This is a genomic window from Microbacterium sp. As-52 (genome assembly GCF_049949185.1).
Taxonomy (GTDB): Bacteria; Actinomycetota; Actinomycetes; order Actinomycetales; family Microbacteriaceae; genus Microbacterium; species Microbacterium maritypicum_A.
On the sequence record NZ_CP188171.1, the window covers coordinates 1,756,770 to 1,781,501 of the forward strand.

The 24,732-nt window shown below is 68.8% G+C and carries 23 protein-coding genes; 11 read left to right on the forward strand and 12 right to left on the reverse strand.

Features of this window, described 5'->3' with window-relative positions:
* Positions 1–10: 10 nt before the first annotated feature.
* A complete protein-coding gene (locus ACLFA2_RS08345; RefSeq protein ID WP_426622388.1) occupies positions 11–1,006 on the reverse strand; it encodes a hypothetical protein in 996 nt (331 codons plus the stop codon).
* Positions 1,007–1,075: 69 nt separating this feature from the next.
* Complete coding sequence (locus ACLFA2_RS08350; protein ID WP_021200092.1) at positions 1,076–2,047, reverse strand: alpha/beta hydrolase; 972 nt, start codon at positions 2,045–2,047, stop codon at positions 1,076–1,078.
* 204 nt (positions 2,048–2,251) lie between these two features.
* Between ACLFA2_RS08350 and ACLFA2_RS08355 the strand changes: the two genes are divergently transcribed.
* Complete coding sequence (locus ACLFA2_RS08355) at positions 2,252–2,659, forward strand: pyridoxamine 5'-phosphate oxidase family protein (protein ID WP_021200091.1); 408 nt, start codon at positions 2,252–2,254, stop codon at positions 2,657–2,659.
* 30 nt (positions 2,660–2,689) lie between these two features.
* On the opposite strand, the gene ACLFA2_RS08360 is transcribed toward ACLFA2_RS08355, so the two are convergent.
* Positions 2,690–3,397, reverse strand: a complete 708-nt coding sequence (locus ACLFA2_RS08360; protein WP_021200090.1) for a ZIP family metal transporter — start codon at positions 3,395–3,397, stop codon at positions 2,690–2,692.
* A gap of 312 nt (positions 3,398–3,709) precedes the next feature.
* Positions 3,710–4,204, reverse strand: a complete 495-nt coding sequence (locus ACLFA2_RS08365; RefSeq protein WP_426622389.1) for a hypothetical protein — start codon at positions 4,202–4,204, stop codon at positions 3,710–3,712.
* Positions 4,205–4,299: 95 nt separating this feature from the next.
* On the opposite strand from ACLFA2_RS08365, the gene ACLFA2_RS08370 reads away from it, so the two are divergent.
* Genes ACLFA2_RS08370 through argG form a run of 3 tightly spaced genes read left to right on the forward strand, consistent with a single transcriptional unit; the run spans position 4,300 to position 6,422 of the window.
* Positions 4,300–4,533: an AbrB/MazE/SpoVT family DNA-binding domain-containing protein gene (locus ACLFA2_RS08370; protein WP_029260826.1), complete on the forward strand. Its 234-nt coding sequence runs from the start codon at positions 4,300–4,302 to the stop codon at positions 4,531–4,533.
* A complete protein-coding gene (locus tag ACLFA2_RS08375; RefSeq protein WP_021200086.1) occupies positions 4,517–4,933 on the forward strand; it encodes a PIN domain-containing protein in 417 nt (138 codons plus the stop codon). Before ACLFA2_RS08370 ends, ACLFA2_RS08375 begins: the two co-directional genes overlap by 17 nt.
* A 43-nt stretch (positions 4,934–4,976) precedes the next feature.
* Positions 4,977–6,422 (forward strand): argininosuccinate synthase, encoded by a 1,446-nt coding sequence (argG, locus tag ACLFA2_RS08380; protein ID WP_021200085.1) that lies wholly within the window; start codon positions 4,977–4,979, stop codon positions 6,420–6,422.
* 71 nt (positions 6,423–6,493) lie between these two features.
* On the opposite strand, the gene ACLFA2_RS08385 is transcribed toward argG, so the two are convergent.
* Entirely contained in the window at positions 6,494–7,162 is a 669-nt protein-coding gene (locus tag ACLFA2_RS08385) for a GntR family transcriptional regulator (RefSeq protein ID WP_297557132.1), read from the reverse strand.
* A 231-nt stretch (positions 7,163–7,393) separates the two neighbouring features.
* On the opposite strand from ACLFA2_RS08385, the gene ACLFA2_RS08390 reads away from it, so the two are divergent.
* The 5 genes from ACLFA2_RS08390 (at position 7,394) to ACLFA2_RS08410 (ending at position 14,195) form a co-directional block, all read left to right on the forward strand.
* Positions 7,394–8,047, forward strand: coding sequence for a TetR/AcrR family transcriptional regulator (locus tag ACLFA2_RS08390; RefSeq protein ID WP_426622390.1), 654 nt, complete (start codon positions 7,394–7,396; stop codon positions 8,045–8,047).
* Positions 8,044–8,748, forward strand: coding sequence for a hypothetical protein (locus tag ACLFA2_RS08395; RefSeq protein WP_426622391.1), 705 nt, complete (start codon positions 8,044–8,046; stop codon positions 8,746–8,748). Before ACLFA2_RS08390 ends, ACLFA2_RS08395 begins: the two co-directional genes overlap by 4 nt.
* Positions 8,745–10,580 (forward strand): YhgE/Pip family protein, encoded by a 1,836-nt coding sequence (locus ACLFA2_RS08400; protein ID WP_426622392.1) that lies wholly within the window; start codon positions 8,745–8,747, stop codon positions 10,578–10,580. Before ACLFA2_RS08395 ends, ACLFA2_RS08400 begins: the two co-directional genes overlap by 4 nt.
* Before the next feature lie 137 nt (positions 10,581–10,717).
* Positions 10,718–13,375 carry a penicillin acylase family protein gene (locus ACLFA2_RS08405; RefSeq protein WP_426622393.1) on the forward strand — a complete coding sequence of 886 codons (2,658 nt, stop codon included), beginning with the start codon at positions 10,718–10,720 and terminating at the stop codon, positions 13,373–13,375.
* Between the two features lie 58 nt (positions 13,376–13,433).
* On the forward strand, positions 13,434–14,195 hold the full coding sequence (locus ACLFA2_RS08410) for an alpha/beta fold hydrolase (protein WP_021200079.1): 762 nt from the start codon (positions 13,434–13,436) through the stop codon (positions 14,193–14,195).
* A gap of 88 nt (positions 14,196–14,283) precedes the next feature.
* On the opposite strand, the gene mnhG is transcribed toward ACLFA2_RS08410, so the two are convergent.
* The 6 genes from mnhG to ACLFA2_RS08440 are packed head-to-tail and all read right to left on the reverse strand — an operon-like array spanning position 14,284 to position 20,668.
* Positions 14,284–14,673: a monovalent cation/H(+) antiporter subunit G gene (gene mnhG, locus ACLFA2_RS08415; RefSeq protein WP_021200078.1), complete on the reverse strand. Its 390-nt coding sequence runs from the start codon at positions 14,671–14,673 to the stop codon at positions 14,284–14,286.
* Positions 14,670–14,939 carry a monovalent cation/H+ antiporter complex subunit F gene (locus ACLFA2_RS08420; RefSeq protein ID WP_021200077.1) on the reverse strand — a complete coding sequence of 90 codons (270 nt, stop codon included), beginning with the start codon at positions 14,937–14,939 and terminating at the stop codon, positions 14,670–14,672. Before ACLFA2_RS08420 ends, mnhG begins: the two co-directional genes overlap by 4 nt.
* Complete coding sequence (locus ACLFA2_RS08425; RefSeq protein WP_021200076.1) at positions 14,936–15,526, reverse strand: Na+/H+ antiporter subunit E; 591 nt, start codon at positions 15,524–15,526, stop codon at positions 14,936–14,938. Before ACLFA2_RS08425 ends, ACLFA2_RS08420 begins: the two co-directional genes overlap by 4 nt.
* Positions 15,526–17,076: a Na+/H+ antiporter subunit D gene (locus ACLFA2_RS08430; RefSeq protein WP_021200075.1), complete on the reverse strand. Its 1,551-nt coding sequence runs from the start codon at positions 17,074–17,076 to the stop codon at positions 15,526–15,528. The genes ACLFA2_RS08425 and ACLFA2_RS08430 overlap by 1 nt, the downstream gene beginning before the upstream one ends.
* Complete coding sequence (locus tag ACLFA2_RS08435) at positions 17,073–17,699, reverse strand: Na(+)/H(+) antiporter subunit C (protein ID WP_167254912.1); 627 nt, start codon at positions 17,697–17,699, stop codon at positions 17,073–17,075. The genes ACLFA2_RS08430 and ACLFA2_RS08435 overlap by 4 nt, the downstream gene beginning before the upstream one ends.
* Positions 17,699–20,668: a Na+/H+ antiporter subunit A gene (locus tag ACLFA2_RS08440; protein WP_426622394.1), complete on the reverse strand. Its 2,970-nt coding sequence runs from the start codon at positions 20,666–20,668 to the stop codon at positions 17,699–17,701. Before ACLFA2_RS08440 ends, ACLFA2_RS08435 begins: the two co-directional genes overlap by 1 nt.
* Before the next feature lie 120 nt (positions 20,669–20,788).
* Between ACLFA2_RS08440 and ACLFA2_RS08445 the strand changes: the two genes are divergently transcribed.
* Positions 20,789–22,288, forward strand: coding sequence for a hypothetical protein (locus ACLFA2_RS08445; RefSeq protein WP_426622395.1), 1,500 nt, complete (start codon positions 20,789–20,791; stop codon positions 22,286–22,288).
* A gap of 11 nt (positions 22,289–22,299) precedes the next feature.
* Here ACLFA2_RS08445 and ACLFA2_RS08450 read toward each other — a convergent pair whose 3' ends face one another.
* A complete protein-coding gene (locus ACLFA2_RS08450) occupies positions 22,300–23,361 on the reverse strand; it encodes a LacI family DNA-binding transcriptional regulator (protein WP_167254916.1) in 1,062 nt (353 codons plus the stop codon).
* Between the two features lie 60 nt (positions 23,362–23,421).
* Here ACLFA2_RS08450 and ACLFA2_RS08455 point away from each other — a divergent pair, with 60 nt between their 5' ends.
* Positions 23,422–24,660, forward strand: a complete 1,239-nt coding sequence (locus ACLFA2_RS08455; protein WP_029260815.1) for an MFS transporter — start codon at positions 23,422–23,424, stop codon at positions 24,658–24,660.
* The last annotated feature ends 72 nt before the right edge of the window (positions 24,661–24,732 follow it).

Below are 24,732 nucleotides of genomic sequence, written 5' to 3' on the forward strand. Positions count from 1 at the left end.
CCGACGCGCGTCAGGGGCCGAGCGTCAGCAGCATCCGGGCCAGCACGTAGCGGGCGTGGCCGCGGGAGGTGCGCGGGTCGTAGCCCAGAGTCTCCACCAGCACCGTCAGACGCTCCTGCACGCTGGAATGATGGCGGCCGAGACGCGTGGCGGCGGCGCGCACGCTCTGCTCTTCGGCGACCGCGTCGAGAAGCTCCCGACTACGGGCGTCGAGGGCCGCGAGCGCGGCGGCATCCGGGTGCAACGGGCTCGACTCTGCGGCGTCGGCGATGAGAAGCAGCGCTCCGAGGTCGGCCGCATCGACCACCGGCTCGCCCGGACTCGTCAGAAGCACGGCGACGAGAGCCGATGCCCACGACTGGGGAAGCTGGTCTCCCGGTCCGGCGAGACCGACGCCCAACCGCAGAGCAGCGGTCTCGGGCCAGACTTCCCGCACGTCCGTCTGCGCGTCGATGATCGTCGCGCGCGTGAGTCCGTGCCGGGTGGCGACCACAGCCGAGGGGTGCGTCGGCAACGGTGCGGGCTCCGGGGGTGACGCGACCAGTCGCAGCATGCTCGCGGAGAGCCGGAGCCGCGGCAGCGCAGCCGCCCGCTCCTCGGCACCGGCGTAGGAACTGATGGCGAGTTCGACCGCGCTCTCGGGGCCGACCGTGCGTCGCGCCCGGATGATGCCGAGGGCGAGGCTGAGCCGCTCCAGGATCATCGCGTCGTTCGAATGCGCATCGCCCTCCCGCTCGATCCAGGCGACGGCATCCGGCCCGCTCTCCCGGACGGGCCAGGAGGGGGACGGCTCGACGGGATCGATGCGCACCCCATCTGCCCGCACGCGCACGATGTGCCGGCCGTCGCGCTGGCCGACGGTCGCACCGCTCAGCACCGCCGCACCCCGCAGCATGCTCTCCACACCCACGGAGCGGGCGACGAGGGCATCGAAGTAGCTGACGACTTTGAGCGTCTCGCTGGCATCCGGGTCGAGGGCGGTGAGACGCCCCAGCAGATCTTGCATGTCGGCTCCATCGCGCGGGGATTCCACCCTACGGGGTCGGCGCGCGGCCCCGGAGGGTGGAATCCGGACTCAGGAGAGCAGGCGGTTCACCCAGTTGTCCCGCGCGGCGAGCATGGCCTGAGCGACGGCGGCGTGCGGGGCGAACATGTCGAAGCCGTGGAAGCCGCCGGCCCACACGTGCAGCTCGGCCTGGACCCCGGCTTCCCAGAGCTTCGTGGCATAGGCGACATCCTCGTCGCGGAACACCTCTGCGCTGCCGCAATCGATGAACGCCGGGGGCAGTCCGCTCAGATCGGTCGCCCGCGCGGGAGCGGCATAGATCGAGACGTCGTCGGTACCCTTGCGGTCGCCGAGCAACGCCGTCCATCCGGTCACGTTCGACCCGCGATCCCAGACCCCGATCCCGTCGATCTGCCGGGTGGACACCGACTCGTCTCGGTCGTCGAGCATCGGGTAGATGAGCAGCTGGCCGATCAGCTCGGGGCCCTTCCGGTCACGGGCGAGCAGCGCGGTGCCCGCAGCCAGGCCTCCCCCGGCGCTGCCGCCGCCGATCAGCAGGCGCGACAGGTCGATCCCGAGCTCCTCGGCATGCTCGGCGGTCCACAGCAGACCCGCGTAGCAATCCTCCACCGGATAAGGGTCGGGGAACTCGGGGGCGAGCCGATACTCGACCGTGACGATCACGCCGTCGTAGCGCTCCGCCCAGTCGAGGAAGCCGACCACACCGAGCCAGCGGTTGCCGATGATCATGCCGCCACCGTGGGTGTGGAAGAAGCCCGGACCGGTGCCGGTCCGGCCCTCCTTCTCGATCACGGACAGGACGATCTCGCCTCCGTCGTATCCGGCGATCGTGACGTCACGGCGTGTGAAGCCGCGGTCGTCGAGCACGGTGAAGATCTCCTGGTCGCCGCTCACCGGCGACTGGCGCATCAGCGGGATCATCTCGGGCGTCAGGGTCGACGGCAGCTGGTCGCCGACGAGAGCGAGAGCAGCCTCGAGCTCGGGATCGAACGGCGGTCGCGCCAGGGTCGTGTCAGTCATCGGAACTCCTTTGTCCTCGGCCACCATCGCGGCGGTGTTCCGCCAGCCTCCCGCACGCCGCTCCCGAGAGTAACCCGCCAGCGCGGGCGGATCCGACGCCTCCGATCCGCCGGATGGCGGGCTGTTCCGCTCCGGCGTCGCACGACTCCCTTGATGGCGCGTGTCGCGCTGGATAGCCTGGCGCCAAAAGGAAGGGATGCGCGCATGATTCGAGCACTCGACGAGCAGCAGTCCTACGAACTGCTGTCCACCACCACGATCGGCCGGATCGGCTTCGTCCATGAGGACCGGGTGCAGATCCTTCCCGTGAACTTCGCGGTCTCCGGTCACGACCTGCTTCTTCGCACCGCGCCGGACGGCGTGTTGGCCGCCCTGACCTCTGAGCCGCTCCCGGTCGCGTTCGAGGTGGACTACCACGACCCCCTCGGCAACACGGCATGGAGCGTGCTGCTGCATGGTCCCCTCTCGCGGGTCCCCGACGACGAAGCGGCCGGTGATGCCGCGCGCGTGCATCCGTGGGCGGGGGAGGATCGGAGCCTTCCGCTGTCGTTCCGCATCGAGAGCATCACCGGCCGTACCGTGCGACGGGACCAGTTCCGCGGCGCGGACTGAGCGCCGTCTCCGGGTGATCTCCGTCGTCGCTCAGGATGCGAGGGCCAGGCCGGCGGCGAGCGCGAAGCCCAGCACGGTCGCGAGTCCCGTCGATTCCTTGGCTTTGGACTGCGCCTCGGGGATCATCGAATCGACCAGCATCACGAGCAGGGCGCCGGCGGCGAAACCACTCGCCGCCGAACGGAACTCATCGCCGGTGATGCTCGCGAGACCGAAGCCCGCGACAGTCGCGGCCGCGCAGAGCACCGCGACACCCGCCCAGAGCAGCAGCACCCGCGATTTCGCCATGCCGCCTTCGAGCAGGTCGGCAGCCGAGCCGATCGATTCGGGCAGGTTCGAGACCAGGATGGCGACCACGAGCGCGATGCTGACCGGTTCCCCGGAGGCGAGACCGATGCCGAGCACCAGCTGCTCCGGGATGCCGTCGAGCAGAGCGCCGACGGCGAGCTGCCCCCCGCCCGCCTGCTCCTTGGTCTTCGCGGCCCTGGCGTCGAGGATGCGGTCGGCGATGTAGTAGCTGATCGCTCCCGCCGCGACACCGACCACGAGGGGGACAGGACCGGCGAGATCGAGCCCCTCCTCCCACAGCTCGAAGGCGATCGACGCCATGAGCGCGCCGGCGCCGAAGCCCAGCACGATGCCGAGCCAGCGCGGCGGCCACGTGCGCAGCAGTGCGAGCACCGCACCGATGAACAGCGGCGCCGCCGCGACCACACCCCACAGGACTGCTTCGCCCATGTCCGACCTCCGTGCGCCTACTCTCCCACCTCCGAGCCCGCCATCCGGGTCGACCCACCCGTCTCCAGAAAGGGGCGCTAATAGGATGACCACAGCGGGAGCGGCGGGCGACCCAGCGAGGCGGCGATGAGCGACAGGCCGGTCGAGGTTCTGCGCATCCCTGCTTTCGCACTCTTCTGGTCATCGTCGACGCTCGGCGCGTTCACGGGCGCCGTGACCGCCTTCGCGTTCGGTCGGCGTGGTGGTGTTCGTCGTGGCTGCACTGATCGTGCTCTTCTCCCCACTGCGCCTGGCACGCCATGAAGATGTCGTTCAGTCGGAGTAGTCGGCGTTCGGGGTGATGAACGTCGCCGTGTACTCCTCGGTGCAGGGCGTCAGGACATAAACCTTGCCCCAACCCCAGCCCATGAGCATCGGATCGTCCTGGCTCAGGCGCGTCTGCCGTTCACCCGCCTCGATGACGACCCACCCCGCATCGTCCGTCCGCCAGCTGGCCTTCCCGACGACCGGGGTCACGTCGCCATCGAGGCACACCCGCCCGTCGTCGAGTTCCCGTTCCTCGGTGCCGAGCATCAGCGCCGAGACCTCCGCTGATCCGTCTTCCTTGAGTGTGAAACCTGCGAGTTCCGAGGCCTCTTCGAAGCCGTGATACGTCGCGGGGAACGACAGGTGCGCCGCCATGTCCTGCCGCGCGAGCGTCGACCTGCGGAAGGCTTGGACCGCCAGGACGAGAAGCACGACCAGTATCGCGGCGAGAAGCGCACCTCCCGCAATCAACCACCATCCACGCGACCTTGCTCTCTGCATGGCCACAATGTAGCGGCGGATCCTGAACGAGGACACCGATATGAAGCACCCGCCTCGCCCCCCGTTCTGTGCCATTCGAATGGTATTCTCATGGCATGAAGGCAACCATGGACAAGGCAGGACGGATCGTCATCCCCGCTGCGCTCCGCGAGCGCGTCGGATTGATCCCTGGTCCTATCGATCTCATCCTCGACGGCAACGGCATCCGCATCGAGATCGATGCCCCGGACAACCTCATCGAGAAGGACGGGCGTCTCGTCGTCGCGTCGTCCGGCATGGCGATCACACCCGACGACATCCGCGAGTTGCGCCTTGCCGACCAGCGCTGACCTGCTCCTCGATACGAGCGCGGCGCTCGCGCTCCTCGTGGAAGACAACACCGCGCACATCGCGGTCCAGAGCGCCTGCACCGGTGCAATCCTCGGCCTTGCCGGCCACGCCTCAGCAGAGACATACTCCGTGCTGACGCGCCTGCCGGGCCCCAATCGCCTGACCCCTCTGGCAGCGGCGAACGCGATCCGGGCTGCATTCCCCCGATCGATCTCACTCTCGGAAGAGGACGCGCGCACCGCCGTCGACGTTCTCGCCGATGCTGGAATCGCCGGCGGAGCGGTCTACGACGGCCTGGTCGCGTTGTGCGCCAGGGCCGCCGGGGTGACGCTCGTCACATGCGATCGCCGCGCGATAGGAACGTATGCGGCGCTAGGCGTCGATGTGCGCGTGATCTGACGCAGCACGGGGCGACACGCCGCCCGCCGATAGACTGGGAAGCATGTCCAAGGTCCTCCAGTCCCTGCCCGTCGGCGAGCGCGTCGGCATCGCCTTCTCCGGAGGACTCGACACCTCCGTCGCCGTCGCGTGGATGCGCGAGAAGGGCGCGGTTCCCTTCACGTATACCGGCGACCTCGGCCAGTACGACGAAGACGACATCGCCTCGATCCCCGGCCGCGCGCTCGAGTACGGCGCCGAGGCCTCGCGCCTGATCGACTGCAAGACCGCCCTGGTCGAAGAGGGCTTCGTCGCCCTCTCCTGCGGCGCCTTCCACATCCGCTCCGGCGGCAAGACCTACTTCAACACGACGCCCCTCGGCCGCGCGGTCACCGGCACCATGCTGGTGCGCGCCATGAAGGAGGACGGCGTCGACATCTGGGGCGACGGCTCCACCTACAAGGGCAACGACATCGAGCGGTTCTACCGCTACGGCCTGCTCGCCAACCCGCGCCTGCGCATCTACAAGCCGTGGCTCGACGCCGACTTCGTCACCGAGCTGGGCGGCCGCAAGGAGATGAGCGACTGGCTCGTCGCCCGCGATTTCCCGTACCGTGACTCCGCCGAGAAGGCCTACTCGACCGACGCCAACATCTGGGGCGCGACGCACGAGGCCAAGACGCTCGAGCACCTCGACGTCTCGCTCGAGACCGTCGACCCGATCATGGGCGTGAAGTTCTGGGACCCGTCCGTCGCGATCGAGACCGAAGACGTCACCGTCACGTTCGAGGCCGGCCGCCCCGTCGCCATCAACGGTGTCGAGTACTCCGACCCGGTCGCCCTCGTCATGGAGGCGAACACGATCGGCGGTCGCCACGGCCTCGGCATGAGCGACCAGATCGAGAACCGCATCATCGAGGCGAAGTCGCGCGGCATCTACGAAGCTCCGGCCATGTCGCTGTTGTTCATCGCCTACGAGCGCCTGGTCAACGGCATCCTGAACGAAGACACCCTCGCGACCTACCACGAACAGGGTCGCCGCCTCGGCCGTCTGATGTACGAGGGCCGCTGGCTCGAGCCGCAGTCGCTCATGCTGCGCGAGTCGATCCAGCGCTGGGTCGGGCTCACCATCTCGGGCACGGTCACGATCCGCCTGCGCCGCGGCGACGACTGGACGATCCTCGACACCGTCTCGCCGAACCTCTCCTACGGCCCCGAGAAGCTGTCGATGGAGCGCGTCGGCGATGCGGCCTTCGGCCCGGTCGACCGCATCGGCCAGCTCACCATGCGCAACCTCGACATCGCCGACTCCCGCGCACGCCTCGAGCAGTACGCGGGTCTCGGTCTCGTAGGCGGTGCGACCGGCGAGCTCGTCGGCCGCGTCACCGCCGGCGAGTCGAGCGAGATCACCGAGTCCGTCCACGGGTCGATCTCCGAAGCCGACGAGACACTGGCCGACGCCGTCGACTCGGCGTCCGAAGGCGCGGCCTTCGACTCCGGCACGGACTGACATATCGACCGACACCGATGCGCCGGCACCCTCGGGTGTCGGCGCATCGTGTATTCGGTCCCCGTCCTGCCTCAGCGGTCTCCGACCTCCGTCCGGTCGATGATGCCGGGAAGCACCTCGTCGAACAGGGTCACGAGGGCCGCGCGCACCTGCGTCGCATCTCGGCAGACGATGGCGTCCCTGATCTCGAGGGTGGATCGCTCGCTCGCGGCCCAATCGAACCAGCCGGCGGCATGCTGCGTGAAGCGCCGGATCTGCGGCCCGAGCAGCTCGATCACGGACGCCCGCGTGGCATTGCCCTCGAGACGAGCGAAGCCGATGGCGATGGCACGCAGAGCCACGCCGTAGGCCAGGACGTCGCGCTCGACCGCCGCGTCGGACATGTCCTCCGTCAGGTCGACGAGGTAGCTGACGTCATCCTGTCGGACGAGCGGCATCGCATGCCGCACCGATCCGATCCAGATGTCGCCGAACAGCGCGATCGCGTCGCGGATCCGGTCCAGGTCGAGCGGCGCCACGCGCGTGAAGCGATTTCGCTGCATCTCGACGAGACCCTGCTCGGCCAGTCGCGCCAGCGCATGACGCACGGGCGTCTTGGAGGTGCCCAGATCTTCCGCCAGCTCGGTGTCGCGAAGGCGTTCCCCCGGTCGCAACTCACCGTCCACGATCGCATCTCGCAACCGCCGATAGACGTCCTCGCTCATCGTCCTGCGCTCGAGCGCCACATCGATGCCTGCCAAATCACACCCTCCCTCGACCACAGCGGGTCCCCCACCACTCGAAACGGTCGGCACGCGCGAACCGAACAACCCCCGTGTCCGGAACCGGTGCGATCCCCCGTGCGCGCCAGCGCGCAACGCGTAACATAACACAGCAGTCCTCGATCAGCGCTGTACGCCTGCCTGGGCGCTCTCCACGAATCCGCACGCCATACCTTGCACATTCATGTGCATGATCCCTATCGTGAACTCATGACCACCCGTGCACCTCGTCGCGACGCCGTCGAGAATCGCGCCGGCATCCTCTCCGCCGCCCGCGCGACCCTGGCGCTGCACCCGCACGCCTCCGTCGACGTCATCGCGCGCAGCGCCGGGCTCTCGCGACGCACCCTGTACGGACACTTCGACGATCGCGACGCCCTCATCCGCGAACTCATCTCCAGCGGCGCGCAGCGGTTCAACGCCATCGCCGCCTCGATCGACGACACCGACGCCCGCCTCGCCCTCGCCCGCCTCGCCGCCCACCTCTGGCACGAAGCCGCGCACGTGCAGGTGGCCGCCGCCCTCGCCCTCGATGAGACGCACGTCGAACACACCGCCACCGCGCTCGCTCCCCTGCGCCGCACTGTGGCAGCGCTCGTGCGCCGGGGACAGGACGACGGCAGCTTCCGCACCGACCTCGCCGCCCCCACCCTCGCTCGCCTCATCGAAGAGATGGCGCGCACGGTCATCTCCCGCACGGATGCGGCCAGCTCGGGGGCCGCCGACCTCGCCGTGCGGACGGTGCTGAGCATCGCCGGACTCTCCTGGCGCGAAGCGGACGACCTGCTCGCATCGCACCCCGACCTCGCCGCATCCGCGGCAGCCCCGACGGAACCCCCGAACACCCCGGAGGACCGGGCATGAGAATCTCTCTGCACGACGTGAGCAAGGGCCGCAACGGCCAAGCACTCCCGGCGATCTCGCTCGAGTTCCACACCGGCTCGGTGCGCTTCGCCCTGGCCGAGACGGAGCAGCGACCGACGGTGCTCGGACTCATCGCGAGCGGTCGCATGCGCCCCGACACCGGCCACGTGAGCATCGACGCCGCCGACGATCCGAAGGCACTGCGTCGTCGCGTGGCTCTGGTCGACGCCCCCGCCGTCAGCGACCCGCACCCCGACGTCGCCCTCGTCGGCGTCGTGGAGGAAGAGCTCATGTTCGCCGGACTCGGCGCCACTCCGCTGCACGCACGACGCTGGCTCGCGCGGCTCGGCTACACCGAGCTGGCCGGCGTGCCGTTCGGCTCCATCGATCCCGCCGCACGCGTGCGCATCCTGTGTGAACTCGCGGTGCTCCGATCCGGGGTCGAGGGCATCGTGCTCGTGTCGCCCGACCGCCACGGAGGAAGCCCCGACGGCTGGTGGCGCATCGCGAGCGAGTTCGCGGACCGCGGCTACGCGATGCTCGTGATCATCGGAGGCTCGGCAGCCATCGCCCTGGAGCGGATGCAGGAGTTCGACGCGATCAACGCCTCCGGGCCTGTCGAACCGCTCGCGATCGACGAGCCCGCGTCTCCCGCCGCCGACGAGACACCCGCCACGAGTGAGAACGGAGATGCGCGATGAAGGTTCCCGCCATGATCGCCGCCGAGCTGCGGCGACTCACCGCGAGCCGTATGGGCATCATCGCCCTGGTCGCGTTGATCTGCGTCCCGATCCTCTACGGCGGTCTCTACCTCTGGGCGAACCAGGATCCGTACGCGAAGTTCCCCGAGGTCCCTGTCGCGCTCGTGGTCGACGACGAAGGCGCCCCCGCGCCCACCACCGGCACCGAACCCGCGACCGGTGAGACCGTGAACTACGGCGAGGACGTGGCCGAGAACCTCATCAAGGGCAACGCCTTCGACTGGCAGCTGATGTCGGCCGACGAAGCCTCCGAAGCCCTGAAACACGGCACTGTGGACTTCACCGTGACGATCCCGGCCGACTTCTCCTCCGCCCTCACCTCAGCCGCGGGAAGCGACCCGCACCAGGCGCGCATCGACCTCGAGACCAACGACGCGAACAACTACCTCGCTTCATCGATGGGCACGCAGGCCGTGGAGAAGATCCGCAGCTCGGTCGCCCAGATGGTCGGCAGCCAGGCCGCAGAGCGCCTGCTCACCGGCCTCAGCGACGTGCGCGACAAGCTGATCACGGCGACGGACGGCGCCACGCAGCTCACCGACGGCGCCGGCACCGCCGCTTCCGGCAGCTCCACGCTCGCCGAAGGCACCGCGAAGCTCGCCGACGGAACGGCGCAACTGGCCACGGGGGCGCAGAGCCTCGCGAACGGCGCACAACAGGTGAGCGCGGGCAACCGTCAGCTCGCCGATGTCGCCGACCGTGCAGGATCCGCGGTGCAGCAGGCCGCGAACGCCCTGCCGCAGGTGCGCACCGACATCGCGAACACCCTGACGCAGCAGGGCCTCACGCCCGACGAGATCGACCAGGTGCTCGCCACGCTCGATCCGCTCGGCGCTCGCCTGCAGGAGGGGAACACTCAGGTGCAGGCCGCGGTCGGCAAGGTCGATCAGCTCGCCGCCGGTGCCGCCTCCCTCGCCTCGGGCGCCTCGGAGCTCGCCACCGGTGCCGGCGCGGTCGCCACGGGTGCCTCCGCCGCGAACGACGGTGCCTCTCAGCTGCGCGATGGACTCGCCACGCTCGCCTCCGGCACGGCCGAGCTGCGCGACGGGCTGTCCCAGGGCGTCGACGCGATTCCCGCCTCCACCCCCGACCTGCGCTCGCTTCAGGCCGACACGATCGCCGACCCGGTCAAGGTGTCGAGCGACAAGGTCGCCTCCGCCGAGGACTACGGTGCCGGACTCGCCCCCTTCTTCGCCGCGCTCTCCGCCTGGATCGGCATCTACGCCCTCTTCCTGATCGTGAAGCCCATCTCCCGGCGCGCCATCACCGCACTGCACTCCCCCATCCGCATCACGCTGGCCGGCTGGCTGACCCCGGCGATGCTCGGTGCCGTGCAGATGCTCGGGTTGATGGGCATCCTCGCCATCACGCTCGGCTTCACCTTCGACCATCCGCTCGGCACGCTCGGCATCATGGTCTTCGCGTCGGCGACCTTCGCGGCGATCATCCTCGCCCTGAACGTCTGGCTCGGATCGGTCGGGCAGTTCCTCGGCCTGGTTCTGATGGTGCTGCAACTGGTCACCGCGGGCGGCACGTTCCCGTGGCAGACGCTGCCCGCTCCCCTCGCCGCCCTGCATCACGTGCTGCCGCTGGGTTACGTCGTCGATGCGATGCGACAGCTGATGTACGGCGGCGACTTCGCGCGTGCCGGCGGGGATCTGGCCGTGCTCGGCGTGTGGCTCGTCGGCGCGCTGCTGTTCGCGATGATCGGGGTGACGCGGATGACACATCGGCGCACCCTGCGCGATCTGCAGCCGAGCCTGATCGGATGATCGACCCGGTGCTCGTCGTGGAACGCCTCGTGGCGAGCGCCGGTGCGGATATGATGCGAAGGCGCGGCCCTGAAACGCGCGCTGGGGCTCGGTGGAACTGAGTTCCACCTTTCTACCCGAAAGTGTTCTCGACGATGATGACCGATTCGCAGGAGTCCGCTGCCCCTTCCCGCCTCCCGCTGGGCGTTCGCATCGGGCGCATCGCGTTCCTCGTCGTGGCCGCCGTCGTGGTGATCGCCGTGGCTGCGGCGTTCTTCGTGACCTGGACCATCCAGCGTTCCTTCCCGCAGACCGAGGGATCGATCGAGCTCGACGGGCTCGCGGCCGCGGTCACCGTGCAGCGCGACGACCGCGGTATCCCGACGATCACCGCCGACTCGACTGACGACCTGTTCTACGCGCAGGGCTTCGTGCACGCGCAGGACCGGTTCTTCGAGATGGACTTCCGCCGCCATGTGACCGCCGGCCGCGTCGCCGAGATGTTCGGGGAGTCGCAGGCCGGCACCGACGCCTTCCTCCGCACGCTCGGATGGCGCACGGTCGCGGAGGCCGAGGTCGAGGCGATGGACGACACCACGCGCGGCTACTACGAGGCCTATGCGGATGGCGTGAACGCCTACCTGGCTTCGCGCTCCGGCGCCGAACTGTCGCTCGAGTACGCCGTGATCGGACTGCAGAACCCCGACTACGCTCCCGAGCCGTGGGAACCCGCGGATTCCGTCGCCTGGCTCAAGGCCATGGCCTGGGACCTGCGCGGCAACATCGAGGACGAGACCGAACGCTCGCTGCTGGCCGCAGAGCTGAGCACAGGCGCGGACGGGGCAGAGGACGCGGCCACCGGTGACCTGCTGGCGAAGCTCTATCCCGACTACCCGTTCGACGAGAACCCCGTGATCGTGCCCAAGATCTCGACCGTTCCCGCACTCGGCACCGATGCGGAGCCTGCGGCCTACACCACCTCCGAGACCGACGGCGAGGCGCAGCAGGCATCGACGACCGTCGAATGGGAGGAGACCTCGAGCGTGATCGAGGCGGCGAGTGTGCTGGTCGGCGATGTCGGCGAGGGCATCGGCTCGAACTCCTGGGTCGTCTCCGGAGACCTCACCGAAACCGGGATGCCCCTGCTCGCGAACGATCCGCACCTCGGGGCCTCGCTGCCCTCGGTCTGGTACCAGGTGCAGTTGAAGTGCTCGACGGTGAGCGAGGAGTGCCCGTTCGACGTGGGAGGCTTCTCGTTCTCCGGCCTTCCCGGCATCGTCATCGGCCACAACCAGAAGGTCGCCTGGGGGTTCACGAACCTCACCACCGATGTCACCGACCTCTACATCGAGCGCGTCGAGGGCGACCAGTACTGGCGCGACGGAGCACTGGTGCCTCTCGAGGAGCGCACCGAGACGATCAAGGTCGCGGGCGGCGACGACATCGAGCTGACCATCCGCTCGACCGTCCACGGGCCCCTCATCTCCGGACTCACGGACGACTTCACGGCGATCGCGGGGGCCCCGGAACCCGCCCTCGGCGCCGAAGCCATCGCCCCGGCGTCCGCACCCCCCGGTTCCGACGATGCCGAGTACGCCGTGAGTCTGCGGTGGACCGCGCTCGATCCCGGTACGGCGGCGACGGCCATCTTCGCGCTCTCCACCGCGCAGGACTTCGACGACTTCCGCTACGCGGCCTCGCTCTTCGACGTGCCGGCGCAGAACCTCATCTACGCCGACACCGAGGGCAACATCGGCTACCAGACACCCGGCCGCCTTCCGATCCGCGGCGCGGGCGACGGATGGATGCCGCAGCCCGGGTGGGACAGCAGCTACGACTGGACGGGGTTCATCCCGTTCGAGGAGCTGCCGGTCTCGTACAACCCCACCTCGGGCTACATCGTGACCGCGAACAACGCGATCGTCACCGACGACTACGCCTACTTCCTCTCGCGCGACTGGGACTACGGCTACCGCGCCGCCCGGATCGCACACCTCATCGAGCGACGCGCGGCCGTCGCACCGCTGACCGCCGACGACATGCGCGAGATCCAGATGGACAACGAGATGTGGATCGGCACCCAGCTGGCGACCGCCATGGCCGACGTCGACGTGTCCGGTGCAGGCCCGACCGCGGCCGTCGAACTGCTGCAGGGGTGGGACGGGCAGAACTCCGCATCGTCGGCGGCTGCGGCCTACGCGAACGTGCTGTGGTCGAACCTGGTGCAGAACATCTTCGCCGAGCGCGCTCAGCCGCTCCCCATCGACGGCCAAGGTCGGCTCTTCGCCGTCGTCTCCGACATGCTGGCCGATCCTTCCGACCCGCTCTGGGTCAACGCGCAGATCGACGTCGACGGGATGGAGCAGATGCTGGCACTGTCGGCGGAAGAGGCCTACGACGAGCTCGCGGCTCTGCAGGGCACGACCGTCTCACGCTGGAACTGGGGCGACCTGCACGCGATCACCCTCACCAGTGAGACCCTCGGCTCCTCGGGCATCGCGCCGATCGAAGCACTCTTCAACCGTGGACCTTTCCCGGTCAGCGGAGGGGCCTCGGTGGTGAACGCGACCGGATGGGAGCTCGGGGTCTCGTACGCCACCACGACCGTGCCGTCGATGCGCATGGTCGTCGACCTCTCCGACTTCGACGCCTCGACCTGGAATCATCTCACCGGCGCCTCGGGTCACGCGTACAACGAGCACTACACGGATCAGACGGCGGACTGGGCAGCGGGCATCCAGAAGCCGTGGGCGTACTCGGCGAAGGCCGTGAAGGCAGCGGCGGTCAACACCCTGGTGCTCACCCCGGCCGGCTGAACGACGGCTCTCTGGGCATCTGAAGCAGCGCCCCAGGATGCTCCGCTAGCGTTGACGGGTGCCATCCGCCTATCTCGCCCCCAAGGGCACCCCCGTCACGCTCCTGGAGTTCGAGCACGCAGGTGCGACCCTCATCGCCGAGACGTTCGGTGAGGGCCCGCACACGTATCTGCTCCTGCACGGCATCGGCATGGGGCGGAGCGTCTATCTCGATATCGTGCAACGTCTCGAGGGAAGGGTCATCGCCCTCGATCTGCCCGGATTCGGCGAGGCGCCCGAGCCCACCCGCACGCTCACCATGGAACGGCATGCCGACCTCGTCGCGGCCTACCTGCAGCACGTCGACTCGGGCCCCGTCGTCGTGATCGGGCACTCGATGGGCAGTCAGATCGCCGCCGAGCTCGCCGCGCGGCATCCGTCCCTGGTCGAGGGAGTGGTGCTCGCCGGCCCCACCGTGAACAAGGCCGCGCGCAACATCGGCGCGCAGGCGCGGTATCTGCTCACCGACCTCATCGGCGAACGCCCCCTGGTCATCTGGCGCGGGGCCCGGGAGTACCTCCGCGGCGGCCCCCACCTGTTCCGGAAGATGCGTGCGACCATCGTGCACGAGCCCGAAGACGCCTTCGTGCGCATCCAGTGCCCCGTGCTCGTGCTGCGCGGGGAAAGCGATCCGCTGGCTCCGATGAGCTGGTGCCGCGAGATCATCGACGCCATCCCCGGCGCCGACCTCGAAGTCATCCCCGACCACGGTCACGGCACGCTGATCAGCGACTCCGAACCCGCGGCGCGCCTGATCCACGAGTTCACTGCTCGCCTCTGACGCCCCGGGCCCTCCTCATGAGCGGCCCGCGCGACGCGGCGTGCCGGCATGGAGCGCCCGACGCAGCCGGGCAGGATCAGCCTCGATGTCAGCCCGCAGCGGGCGGGGTCTGCTTCGACTCGGAGAGCTCGTCGACGACGAGGCCGCGCTGCTCGATGGTGCCGTTGCGATACGCCTGCCGTCCGACCATGTGCGCCGAGAGCGGAGCCGTGGCGAACTGCATGAGCACGACCGGGGCGACCAGCACGAACCCGATCAGGATGCCGCCGACCGACCGCTGCGACAGCGCGATCGCGATGCAGATGAGCAGCAGTCCGAGCACCTGAGGCTTGGTCGCCGCGTGCAGTCGCGACGGCACATCGCGGAAGTGCAGCAGACCGACCGCCGCCGACAGGCACAGCAGCGCTCCGAGCAGGATGAGCACCAGGACCGCCACGTCGATGACGGCATCCGGGATCATGAGACCGAACACGTTCATGGTGTCGTGTTGTCCCTTCTCGCGACGAACCGGGCGACGGCGATCGACCCGAACACTCCGATCGCCGCGATGATCAAGAGCACGGGGATGTTGCGAGTGTGACCGTTGATCGCCATCTCGGCGCCGATCACGCACATCACCTCGGTGAGCAGCACGTCGGAGGCGACGGCGCGGTCGAGGATCGACGGTCCGCGCACGATGCGGATCAGCGCGAGCACAGCGGCGATGCCGAACACCACCATGATCAGCAGCAGGAGGATGTTCATCGGGCACCGCCCTTCATCGTTCCGAGGCCCGCGCGCTCGTCGGCCTTGAGGGCACGATATTGATCGGGGTCGCCGAGCGCACGCACCACGCGTCGCTCCCACCGGAGCACGCCGGCGCGCTGCTTCTCCACGTCGTCGAGATTCCGGACCCCGATCACGTGCAGGTACAGGATCCGCCGGTCGCGGTCGGTCTCCACGACGAGAGACCCGGGGATCAGCGACGACACGACGGCGACGTGCGTCATCACCAGGTCGTCGGCATACCGCAGCGGCACCGCGATGATGGCCGTGCCGGGCTGGCGACGGAAGTCGAACACCTGCACCGTGACCGAGAGAGCACCGCTCAGCACCGCGAACAGGAATTGCACCACGAACAGTGCGGCGTACCAGAGGTTGATGCGGCCGGAGAGCGCGACGGTCGGCAGGCGGAACACGCGGGTGACGAAGATCGCGACGACGAGTCCGGTGAGGAACGACAGCACCGTGAACTGCGCCCACAGCAGCATCCAGAGCACCACGAGCCAGGCGAGGAAGGGCAGCTGCACGCGAATGTCGCGCCAGAGGTGACGTCGGGTGTCGCGCGCCATCAGCCCACCTCCTCTTCCAGTTGCACGAGGCTCACCGGCTGCAGCAGTGCGGCGCCGATGCGGTCGCAGAGGGCGTAGAGAGGACCAGCGAAGATCGTCAACGCGAGCGTGACCGCGACCATGCCGCCGGTCGCCACGGTCATGATCTTCGGGATGCGACGGCGCTCCTGCTGTTCATCGGCCGCCGGCGCGTTGCCGAGGTACGAGATGCGTCCCTCGGTCTCGGTGGAGTCCTCCTCTTCGCGCCAGAAGGCGAGGTTCCAGGCGCGCATCAGGGCGTAGAGGGTCAGCAGTGACGTGACGATGCCGCCGAAGATCAGCACGATCATGATCGGTGTACCGACCGAGGCCGCCGCCTCGAAGAGGGCGAACTTGCCGATGAAGCCGGAGAAGGGCGGCAGTCCGCCGAGGTTGATCGCGGGGACGAAATAGAGAACGGCGATCAGGGGGGCGACCTTCAGCAGCCCCTTGACCCGCAGGATCGAGGTGCTTCCGGCTCGACGTTCCACGAGCCCGACGGCGAGGAACAGGGTGGTCTGCACGACGATGTGGTGCACGATGTAGTACACCGTGGCGCCGATCGCGGCGGGGGTCGCTATCGCGAGGCCGAAGATCATGTAGCCGACGTGGCTGACCAGTGTGAACGACAGGATTCGCTTGAGCTCGGCCTGTGCGACGGCACCGAGCACTCCGACGATCATGGTCGCGAGCGCGATGATCAAGAGCAGCGTGTCGATGCTGTTCGAGGCGAAGAGCTGGGTCTCGGTGCGGATCAGCGCGTACACGCCGACCTTCGTGAGCAGGCCGGCGAACACGGCGGTGACCGGGGCCGGTGCGGTCGGGTACGAGTCCGGCAGCCAGAACGACACCGGGAAGATGGCGGCCTTGATGCCGAAGGCGACCACGAGCATCAGGTGCAGCACCAGCTGCGTCTCCTGCGGGAGCTCCGACATGCGCTCGGCGATCTGGGCCATGTTGACCGTGCCGAGTGCGCCGTAGATCATCGCGATCGACGCGAGGAACAGGATCGACGAGACCAGCGACACCACGATGTAGACCGCGCCGGTACGGATGCGGGACTCGGTGCTGCCGAGGGTGATCAACACGTACGACGCGACGAGCAGGATCTCGAAGCCGACGTAGAGGTTGAACAGGTCGCCCGCGATGAAGGCGTTGAAGATGCCGGCCGCGAGGATCAGGTACGACGGGTTGAAGATCGAGATCGGCGTCTCGTCGGTGCCGTCTGCGGCACCCTGGCCGATGGAGAAGAGCAGGACCGCGAGCAGCACGATGCTGGAGATGAGCACGAGGAGGGCGGCGAGCCTGTCGACGTAGAGCACGATGCCGAACGGCACGGGCCAGCCGCCGACCGATACCGCCAGCGGAGCACCGGAATCGACCACGACCAGGAGCACGGCGGCGATGACCGAGACCGCGGCCAGAGTGGCCACCGTGACGACGACCTGCAGGCGTGCATTGCGACCGAAGACGAGGGTGACCGCGGCGCCCAGCAGAGGCAGTGCGACGAGGAGCGGGACGAGGGCGGTCATGGCTTGCCCTCCTCGTTCTCGTCGCGGTCATGGGGTTGGTCCGGGCGCGGTTCACGGCCGTCGTCGGGGGATTCTGACGGTTCGGAGGGTTCTGACGGTTCGGAGGGCTCGCTCCCCCACCCGGTCGGGGCGTCGAACGGAGCATCGTCGTGGATCGAGGGATGATCGCGCATGTGCAGCACCGTGATCGGCGCGGTCTGCACGCCGACGAAGTCGGTGGTCGCCTCGTCGTCGTCGGTCTCGGACTCGTCGTCCATGAGGTCTTCGTCCGCATCTGTGCGCTCGCGGAGCGCGATGTCGGCCTCGTCGTCCTCGACCGTGTCGGCCTGACCCAGTTGCCAGGAGCGGTAGATCAGGGCGAGCAGGAAAGCCGAGACCGCGAACGTGATGACGATGGCGGTGAGGGTGAGCGCCTGCGGAAGCGGGTCGCTCATCTCCCCTTCCGTCCCGAAGAACGGCGCGTTGCCGGGAACGCCCATCACGATCAGGAGCAGCAGGTTCGTGGCGTTGCCGAGCAGCAGGAAGCCGATCAGCACACGGGTCAGGCTGCGCTCCAGCATCGCGTACACGCCGCACGCGAAGAGGATGGCCATGATGACGATCAGGGTGAGGGAGACGTCCATCAGCTGCTCCTCCCGCCCCGGGAGAGGAATCCTTCAGGACCCGGTGTGGTGCGCAGCGCCGCCTGACGGTCGACCTCGGCGCCCAGACTGCGCAGCACGTCGAGGACGAGCCCGATCACGACGAGGTACACGCCGATGTCGAAGATGGTCGAGGTGACGAACTCCATGTGTCCGATGCCGGGGATCTCCCACTCCCAGAAGGTGCTGGTCAGGGGCGCGAGACCGAAGAACAGGGGAACGACCGCCGTGCCGACGGCGAGGATCAGGCCGGTGCCGAGCAGTCGTCCCGCATCCGTGGGGGCCGCGGCGCCCAGCTCCCAGCGTCCGCCGGCGATGTAGCGCATCACGAGTGCCATGCCCGCGACGAGACCGCCGGCGAAGCCGCCGCCCGGCAGATTGTGGCCGGAGAACAGCAGGAAGATCGACACCACGATGATCGTGTGGAACAGGATGCGGACGATCACCTCGAGCAGGATCGACCTGTTCTCGGGCTTCATCTTCTGACCGCCGACGAGCCACGCCCGCGGGCTGCTCTCGTTCTCCGAGGTCTGGAATCGGATGCCCTCGGTCGTCTCGACGAGCGGGCGGCTGCGTGCGGCCTTGCGCGTCGCCCGGGGAAGGTTCTTGGTGGCGGCGAGCAGGTCGGCGCGGTGCGTGACGAACACCAGGGAGGCCACACCGGTCGCGGCGAGCACGAGCACCGAGAGCTCGCCCATGGTGTCCCAGCCGCGCAGGTCGACCAGCGCCACGTTGACGACGTTCTTGCCGTGTCCGATCTCGTACGCGAGCTTCGGGAACGCCTCCGAGATCGGGTCGGCGATGCGCGACTGGGTGGCGACGACGGCGACGAAGGCCATCGTGACGCCCACGCCGATCGCCAGCAGCGCGCGGGGGATGCGCCCGACCGAGGCGTTGTGCTCGCCCATCCGCGCGGGGAGGCGACGGAGCACCAGCGCGAACGTGACCATCGTGACCGTCTCGACCAGGATCTGCGTCAGCGCGAGGTCGGGTGCACCGCTCGTCGCGAACAGCACGACCATGCCGAGTCCGGTGACCGAGACGAGCACCACGCCGGTGTAGCGCTTCTGCGCACGGACGGCGAAGATGCCGGCGATCGCCATGATCGGCGCGACCACGATCTGCGCCGGGGTGTGCCAGAGGGACAGGTTGTACCGATCGATGTCGCTCGCGATGAGGGCCGTGACCTCGGCGGCGACGAACACCACGAAGATGGTGCCGACGTACACCGGCAGCGAGCCCCGCTGGGTGAGCGTGGTGCTGAGCACCGAGAGCCGGTCGACGCCGCGCATGACGAAGTAGTAGACGTCGGCCGCGGTGAATCGCAGGATACGCGGCTTGCGATCCCATCCGGTCCTGCGGGTGACCAGGAACAGCCCGATGCCGAGCAGGATCGACAGGATCGAGATGCCCAGTGCGGGCTCGAAGCCGTGCCACAGCGCGAGATGGCCGGGGCCCTCGACGGCCTCGCCCGCATGGTCGAGCCCCGGGGTCGCGGTGAGGGCGTACCCCTGCAGAGCCGTGTCGAGAGCGGGGGCGCCGATACCCGCCGCGAGCGTGACGCCGGCGAGGATGATCGGGGCCGAGAGGAAGCCGACCGGCGGGTCGGGCCAGGCTGTGTCGGGGAGTTGCTGGCCCTGCTCATCGCGCTTCTTCCAGAACGCGCCCCAGAGGAACCGCACCCCATATGCCGCAGTCAGCATGGATCCGAGGACGATACCGATGAGGGCGACGAGTCCCCACGGGGATCCGCCTTGTGCGTCGTCGAGGAGGGCGGTGAGCGTGGATTCCTTGGCGACGAAGCCGATGGTCGGCGCTATGCCCGCCATCGATGCCACGGAGATGAATGCCGCGGTCGCCATGACGGGTGCCTGCCGACCGACGCCGGAGAGCTCGTTGATGTCTCGGGTGGACAGTTGACGGTCGATGACGCCGACGATCAGGAAGAGCGCCGACTTGAACAGCGCGTGGCCGATGACCAGGGCGAGACCGGCGAGCGCCGCCGCCTGCGTGCCGTAGCCGACGACGATCGCGAAGAAGCCGAGCTGGCTGACCGTGCCGAAGGCGAGAATGCGCTTGAGGTCGGTCTCACGCAACGCCTGGATGCCCCCGAGCAGCATCGTGATGATGCCCAGGGTGATGACGATCGGCCGCCAGGTGGTGCTGAACGCGAAGATCGGCGCGAACCGGGCGATCAGATAGATGCCGGCCTTCACCATCGCGGCGGCGTGCAGATACGCGCTCACCGGCGTGGGTGCGGCCATCGCACCGGGGAGCCAGAAGTGGAAGGGGAACAGTGCCGACTTGCTGATCGCCCCGATCAGGAGCATGACGATCGCAGCATCGACGAGAGGTCCGCTGGGCTCGATGACGAGGATCTCGCGGATGCTCGAGGTGCCGGTGTCGACCACGAGCAGCACGACGCCCACGAACATCACGAGGCCACCGAGCGTCGTCACCAGCAGAGCCTGCAGCGCCGCACGACGGCTGGCGGCACGGCGGCGGTAGTGACCGATGAGGAGGTACGAGAGGATGCTCGTGACTTCCCAGAACATGACGAGGATCACGAGGTCATCGGTCAGGACCAGTCCGTACATCGCGCCCGCGAAGCCCAACAGCACGCCGGCGAACTGTCCGACGCCCGCCGAGTCCTCGTAGAAGTACCAACGGCAGTAGAGGAGAACCAGTGCCCCGACGCCCGTGACGATCAGGGTGAGCACCCAGCCGAGCACGTCCATGTTCATGGAGAGGTTCAGACCCAGTTGGGGGATCCACTCGACCGACTCGAACGGTACCGGCCCGTCGAGCACCTGCGGCGTCATGACGAGTGCATGCACGAAGGCGGCGGCCGGGACGAGGGCGGCGATGGCGAAAGCCTGAGCTCCGAGCCAGCGCACCAGAACGGGCATCAACAGCGACCCGAGGAGGAACACAGCGAGGAGCATCAGCATATACGCGGCTCCCTCAGGGCTCGTCGGCCATTTCGGCACAGGCGGGCGGGTGTCAGACCAGTTTACCGGCGCGAGAGGTTCCTGCGGTCCACGTTTGCACGATCGTGCGAGAGTAGCCCCATGCGGCGGGTCTGGGTTCGAGAGCTCGCGGGCTGGGTGGGGGCACTGGCCGTGGCGATGATCACGGTGGCGCAGGTCGCTTCATCTGCTCGCGCCGACCTGCTGTTCCGCGATGGAGATTCCCTGATCGTGGCGATGTTCGCACGATCCGTCCTGTCCGGCGCTCCGCTGGATTGGGCGATGTCCAGCGTGCTGTTCCTGCCCGAGTCTGCTGTGTTCGCCGGCCTCGATGCGGTGCTGCCCGTCGACGTGAACGGATTGCTCACGATCGATGCCGTCATCAACATGCTCGCTCTCTACGGGGCCCTCCGGCTGGTCTCGGGCCGTCGACGCGACGACACCGCCCCGGTCAGCTGGGCGCTCCTCGGGCTCGCGGTCTTCGGCATCTTGGCGATGACCGATGTCTCGGGTTCTCGGGACGCGCTCGAACTCGCCTCCCTGCTGCTCACCACCACGTACTACTGCTCGACGGTGATCGCCGTCGTGCTGTCCGTCGGTCTGGTGCGTCGGGTGATCGACCGCGACGAGGGCGGGACCGGGTCGTTGGTCGCTCTGGGCGCGACGGCCGCCGTCTCCACCCTCTCCAACCCGTTGTTCGCCGCCTGGGCGACGGTTCCGATCGCTCTTCTCCTCGCCGTGATGCTCATCCGGTCGCCTCGACGCACCCGCACGGCGACGATGCTCGTCGTGCTGGTCCTGGGCACCGCGATGGGCTTCCTCGGTCGCATTCCTCTTCGGGCATGGATCGCCAACACCGGAGCCGGCTACGCCCAGCCCGAACTCTGGCCGGAGTCGGCGGGCTACTACGGAAGCCTTCTCCTCGACCGCACGGCGACGCCCGCCGGCATCATCGGCGCCCTGATCGTGCTCGCCCTCATCGCGTCGGCCATCGCGCGCACGGCGCGAGCGGGCGATCCCGGCACGCGGTTCGTCGCGACCGTCGCGTGGGTCACCCCCGTGCTCGTCGCGATCGGCGCGATCGCTCTCGGCACCCACGCCGCCCGGTACCTGCAGCCCCTCGTCTTCGCGCCGGTGCTCGCCGTGGTGGCGGCTCCCCGTGCCTGGCGGGTGCCGCGGCGTGCCGGTGCTCTCCTCGCGGCGGCCGCCACCGTGGTGCTCGTGATCGGCGGCACGCTCAGCGTTCCCCGGCTCGCCGCTGCGAGCGCCGCCCCCGATGCCGATCTCGCCTGTGTGACCGACTGGGTCGATGCGTCGGGCCGGGTCGGGGCCGGCCAGTTCTGGACGGTACGCCTGCCGAAGCTGCATCTGGAGGATCCCGCCCGTCTCGTGCAGGTCGATCATGAGCTCAACGGCTACGCGTGGCTCGTGAACCGAGCGGATTTCGATGTCGGTGAGGTGTCATTCCTCGTGGAGGACGCCCAGACGGTCCCCTGGCGCCTCTCGTCACCGGTCATCCCTGACGAGGTGATCGACTGCGGGCGCTACCGCATCCTCGATTTCGGGGAGAACGGCCTGCCGCTCGGTCCGCAGCGCAGCTGAGCGGGCGCCGCTCAGTGCGGAACGGGGCCGGTGGTCGTGCCGGCGCGGAACACACAGGTGAGATGCTGCGTCTCGCCCGGTTCTCCGCGGAGCATGCGGGCGACCTGCTCCCCCGCCGCGCGACCCTTCTCGACCGCCGGTTGCACGCTGGTGGTGAGGGTGAGATCCCCGAAGCCGTCGAGCGGGATCCCGTCGAAACCGGCGACCGAGAGGTCTTCGGGCACGCGGAGCCCCAGTTCCTCGGCCGCTCGGATCACCCCGACCGCGAGCAGGTCGCTCTGGGCGAGCACGGCCGTCGGGCGGGTGGCGGGGTCGGTCAGAAGCATCCGTCCGACCAGCACGCCCTCGTCGATGAGGCTGCCGGACGCCGAGATCGCCGGCGCATCGGGGAACACCTGACGCATCCCCTCGAGGCGATGCACCGAGACGTCGACGGTCGCGTTCGCGATCCGTTCGGGGGTCACCAGTGCCCGTTCCCGTTCGCTGTCGAGCGAGAGCGTGACCAGCGCCACGTCGCGGTGACCGAGGTCGTGGACGTGCCGCGCGACGTCGGCGGACGCTGCGACGTTGTCGAGCGTGATGCGGGGGATATCCTCACCGGCATCTCCTTCGATCACGACCACCGGCAGACCACGGCCGACGACCACCTCGAGCGAGGCCTTCGTGCGCCCCGAGCATCCGATCAGGACGAAGGCATCGACGGGGGCGTTCGTGATGGCGGCCCCCTCCTCCCCCGGTTCGTCGCGCATCAGGAGGATGCCCGCACTGAGGTCGGCGAGACCGTCGGTGAGGCCGTCCATCATGGCCGTCGTCACCGGATCGAGGAATGCCGCGCGCAGATGCCCCTCGAGAACGACGGCGACGATGCCGCTGCGTCCGCGACGCAGCGACGCCGCGCGGGGATCCGGACCCGCGTATCCGAGGTCCGACGCCGCGGTGAGCACACGCTCCCGCGTGGCGGCCGCCACATTCGCCTTGCCGCTGAAGACGACCGAGGCGGTGGACGTCGCCACGCCCGCCTCACGTGCGACGTCGGCGATCGTGGGCCGACGCGGCGTCTCCTGACTGCTCATACTTCGAGGATAGCTCCCCACGGTTCCCTTCGGTCGAATCGATTCGATAGGCTGTCCGGCATGGAAACAGCCCTCTCCCGTTCGCAGTTCGTGCGCTGGCGCGCGGCGATCTTCGCCATCTTCCTCGCGAGCGGGCTGTCGATCGCCACCTGGGCGTCGCGCGTGCCCGGTATCAAGGAGGCGCTGGGGCTCGACAACGCGCAGGTCGGCCTCATCCTGCTCGGCATGGGCGTGTCATCGATCATCGGCATCTCGACAGGTCCCGCCGTGATGGCGCGCCTCGGTGCCCGGCGGGGCATGCTCCTGACGATGCTGATGTTCGCATCCGGGATCGTCCTCGTGGGCCTCGGGGCCAATGTGTTCGGCTCCGTTCCCGTCGTCATCATCGGCATGGTGCTGTTCGGCTTCGGCAACGGATCGGTCGACGTGATGATGAACGTCGAGGCCACGGCGATCGAGCAGCAGATGGGCCGCACGATCCTGCCGGTCTTCCACGCATTCTTCAGCTTCGGCACGGTCATCGGCGCGGGAATCGGCGCCCTCGCGGCGCAGCTCTCCATCAACGTCGCCGCCCACGCCGCGGTCATGGGTGCACTGATCGCCGTGATCGCGATCGTCTGCTTCTTCCAGGTGCCGGTGCGCGAGGCCGCCCTCGATCCCGCGGCGCACGAGAAGCCGGCCTTCCGTGCACGCATGCACACCGCGCTCGAGGCATGGCGCGAACCGCGCACCTATCTGATCGGCGTGGTCATGCTCGGCATGTCGTTCGCCGAGGGCGGCGCCAACGACTGGATCGCCCTGGGCACCGAGCAGGGGCACGGCTTCGCAGAGGGTACCGGCGCCGTGTCGCTCGCCGTGTTCTCGGTGGGCATGACCGTCGTGCGTCTGTTCGGAGGTCCGCTCGTCGACCGCTTCGGCCGCGTGCTGGTGCTGCGCATCCTCGCGGTCGCGGCGGCATCGGGCATCCTGCTCTTCATCCTCGCGCCCACCTTCCCGCTCGTGCTCGTCGGGGCGGCGCTCTGGGGCGTCGGCGCTTCCCTCGGCTTCCCGCTCGGCATGTCGGCGGCGGCGGACGATCCGGCAAAGGCAGCGGCCCGGGTGAGCGCTGCGGCCACGATCGGCTACATCGCGTTCCTGGGTGGACCTCCCGTGCTCGGCGTCATCAGCGAGCACATCGGTCTGCTCAACACGCTGTTCATCCTGGTCGCACTGGTCGTGATGTCCGGGCTGTTCTCCGGCGCCGCGCGCCCGCTCCGCGACGACGAGAAGACGCCGGCCGCGACGACTCCGCAGGGCTGACCACGGCAGCGGGGGTGATCACGGCGGCGGAGTGATCACGGCGGCGGAGTGATCACGGCGGCGGAGTGAGGT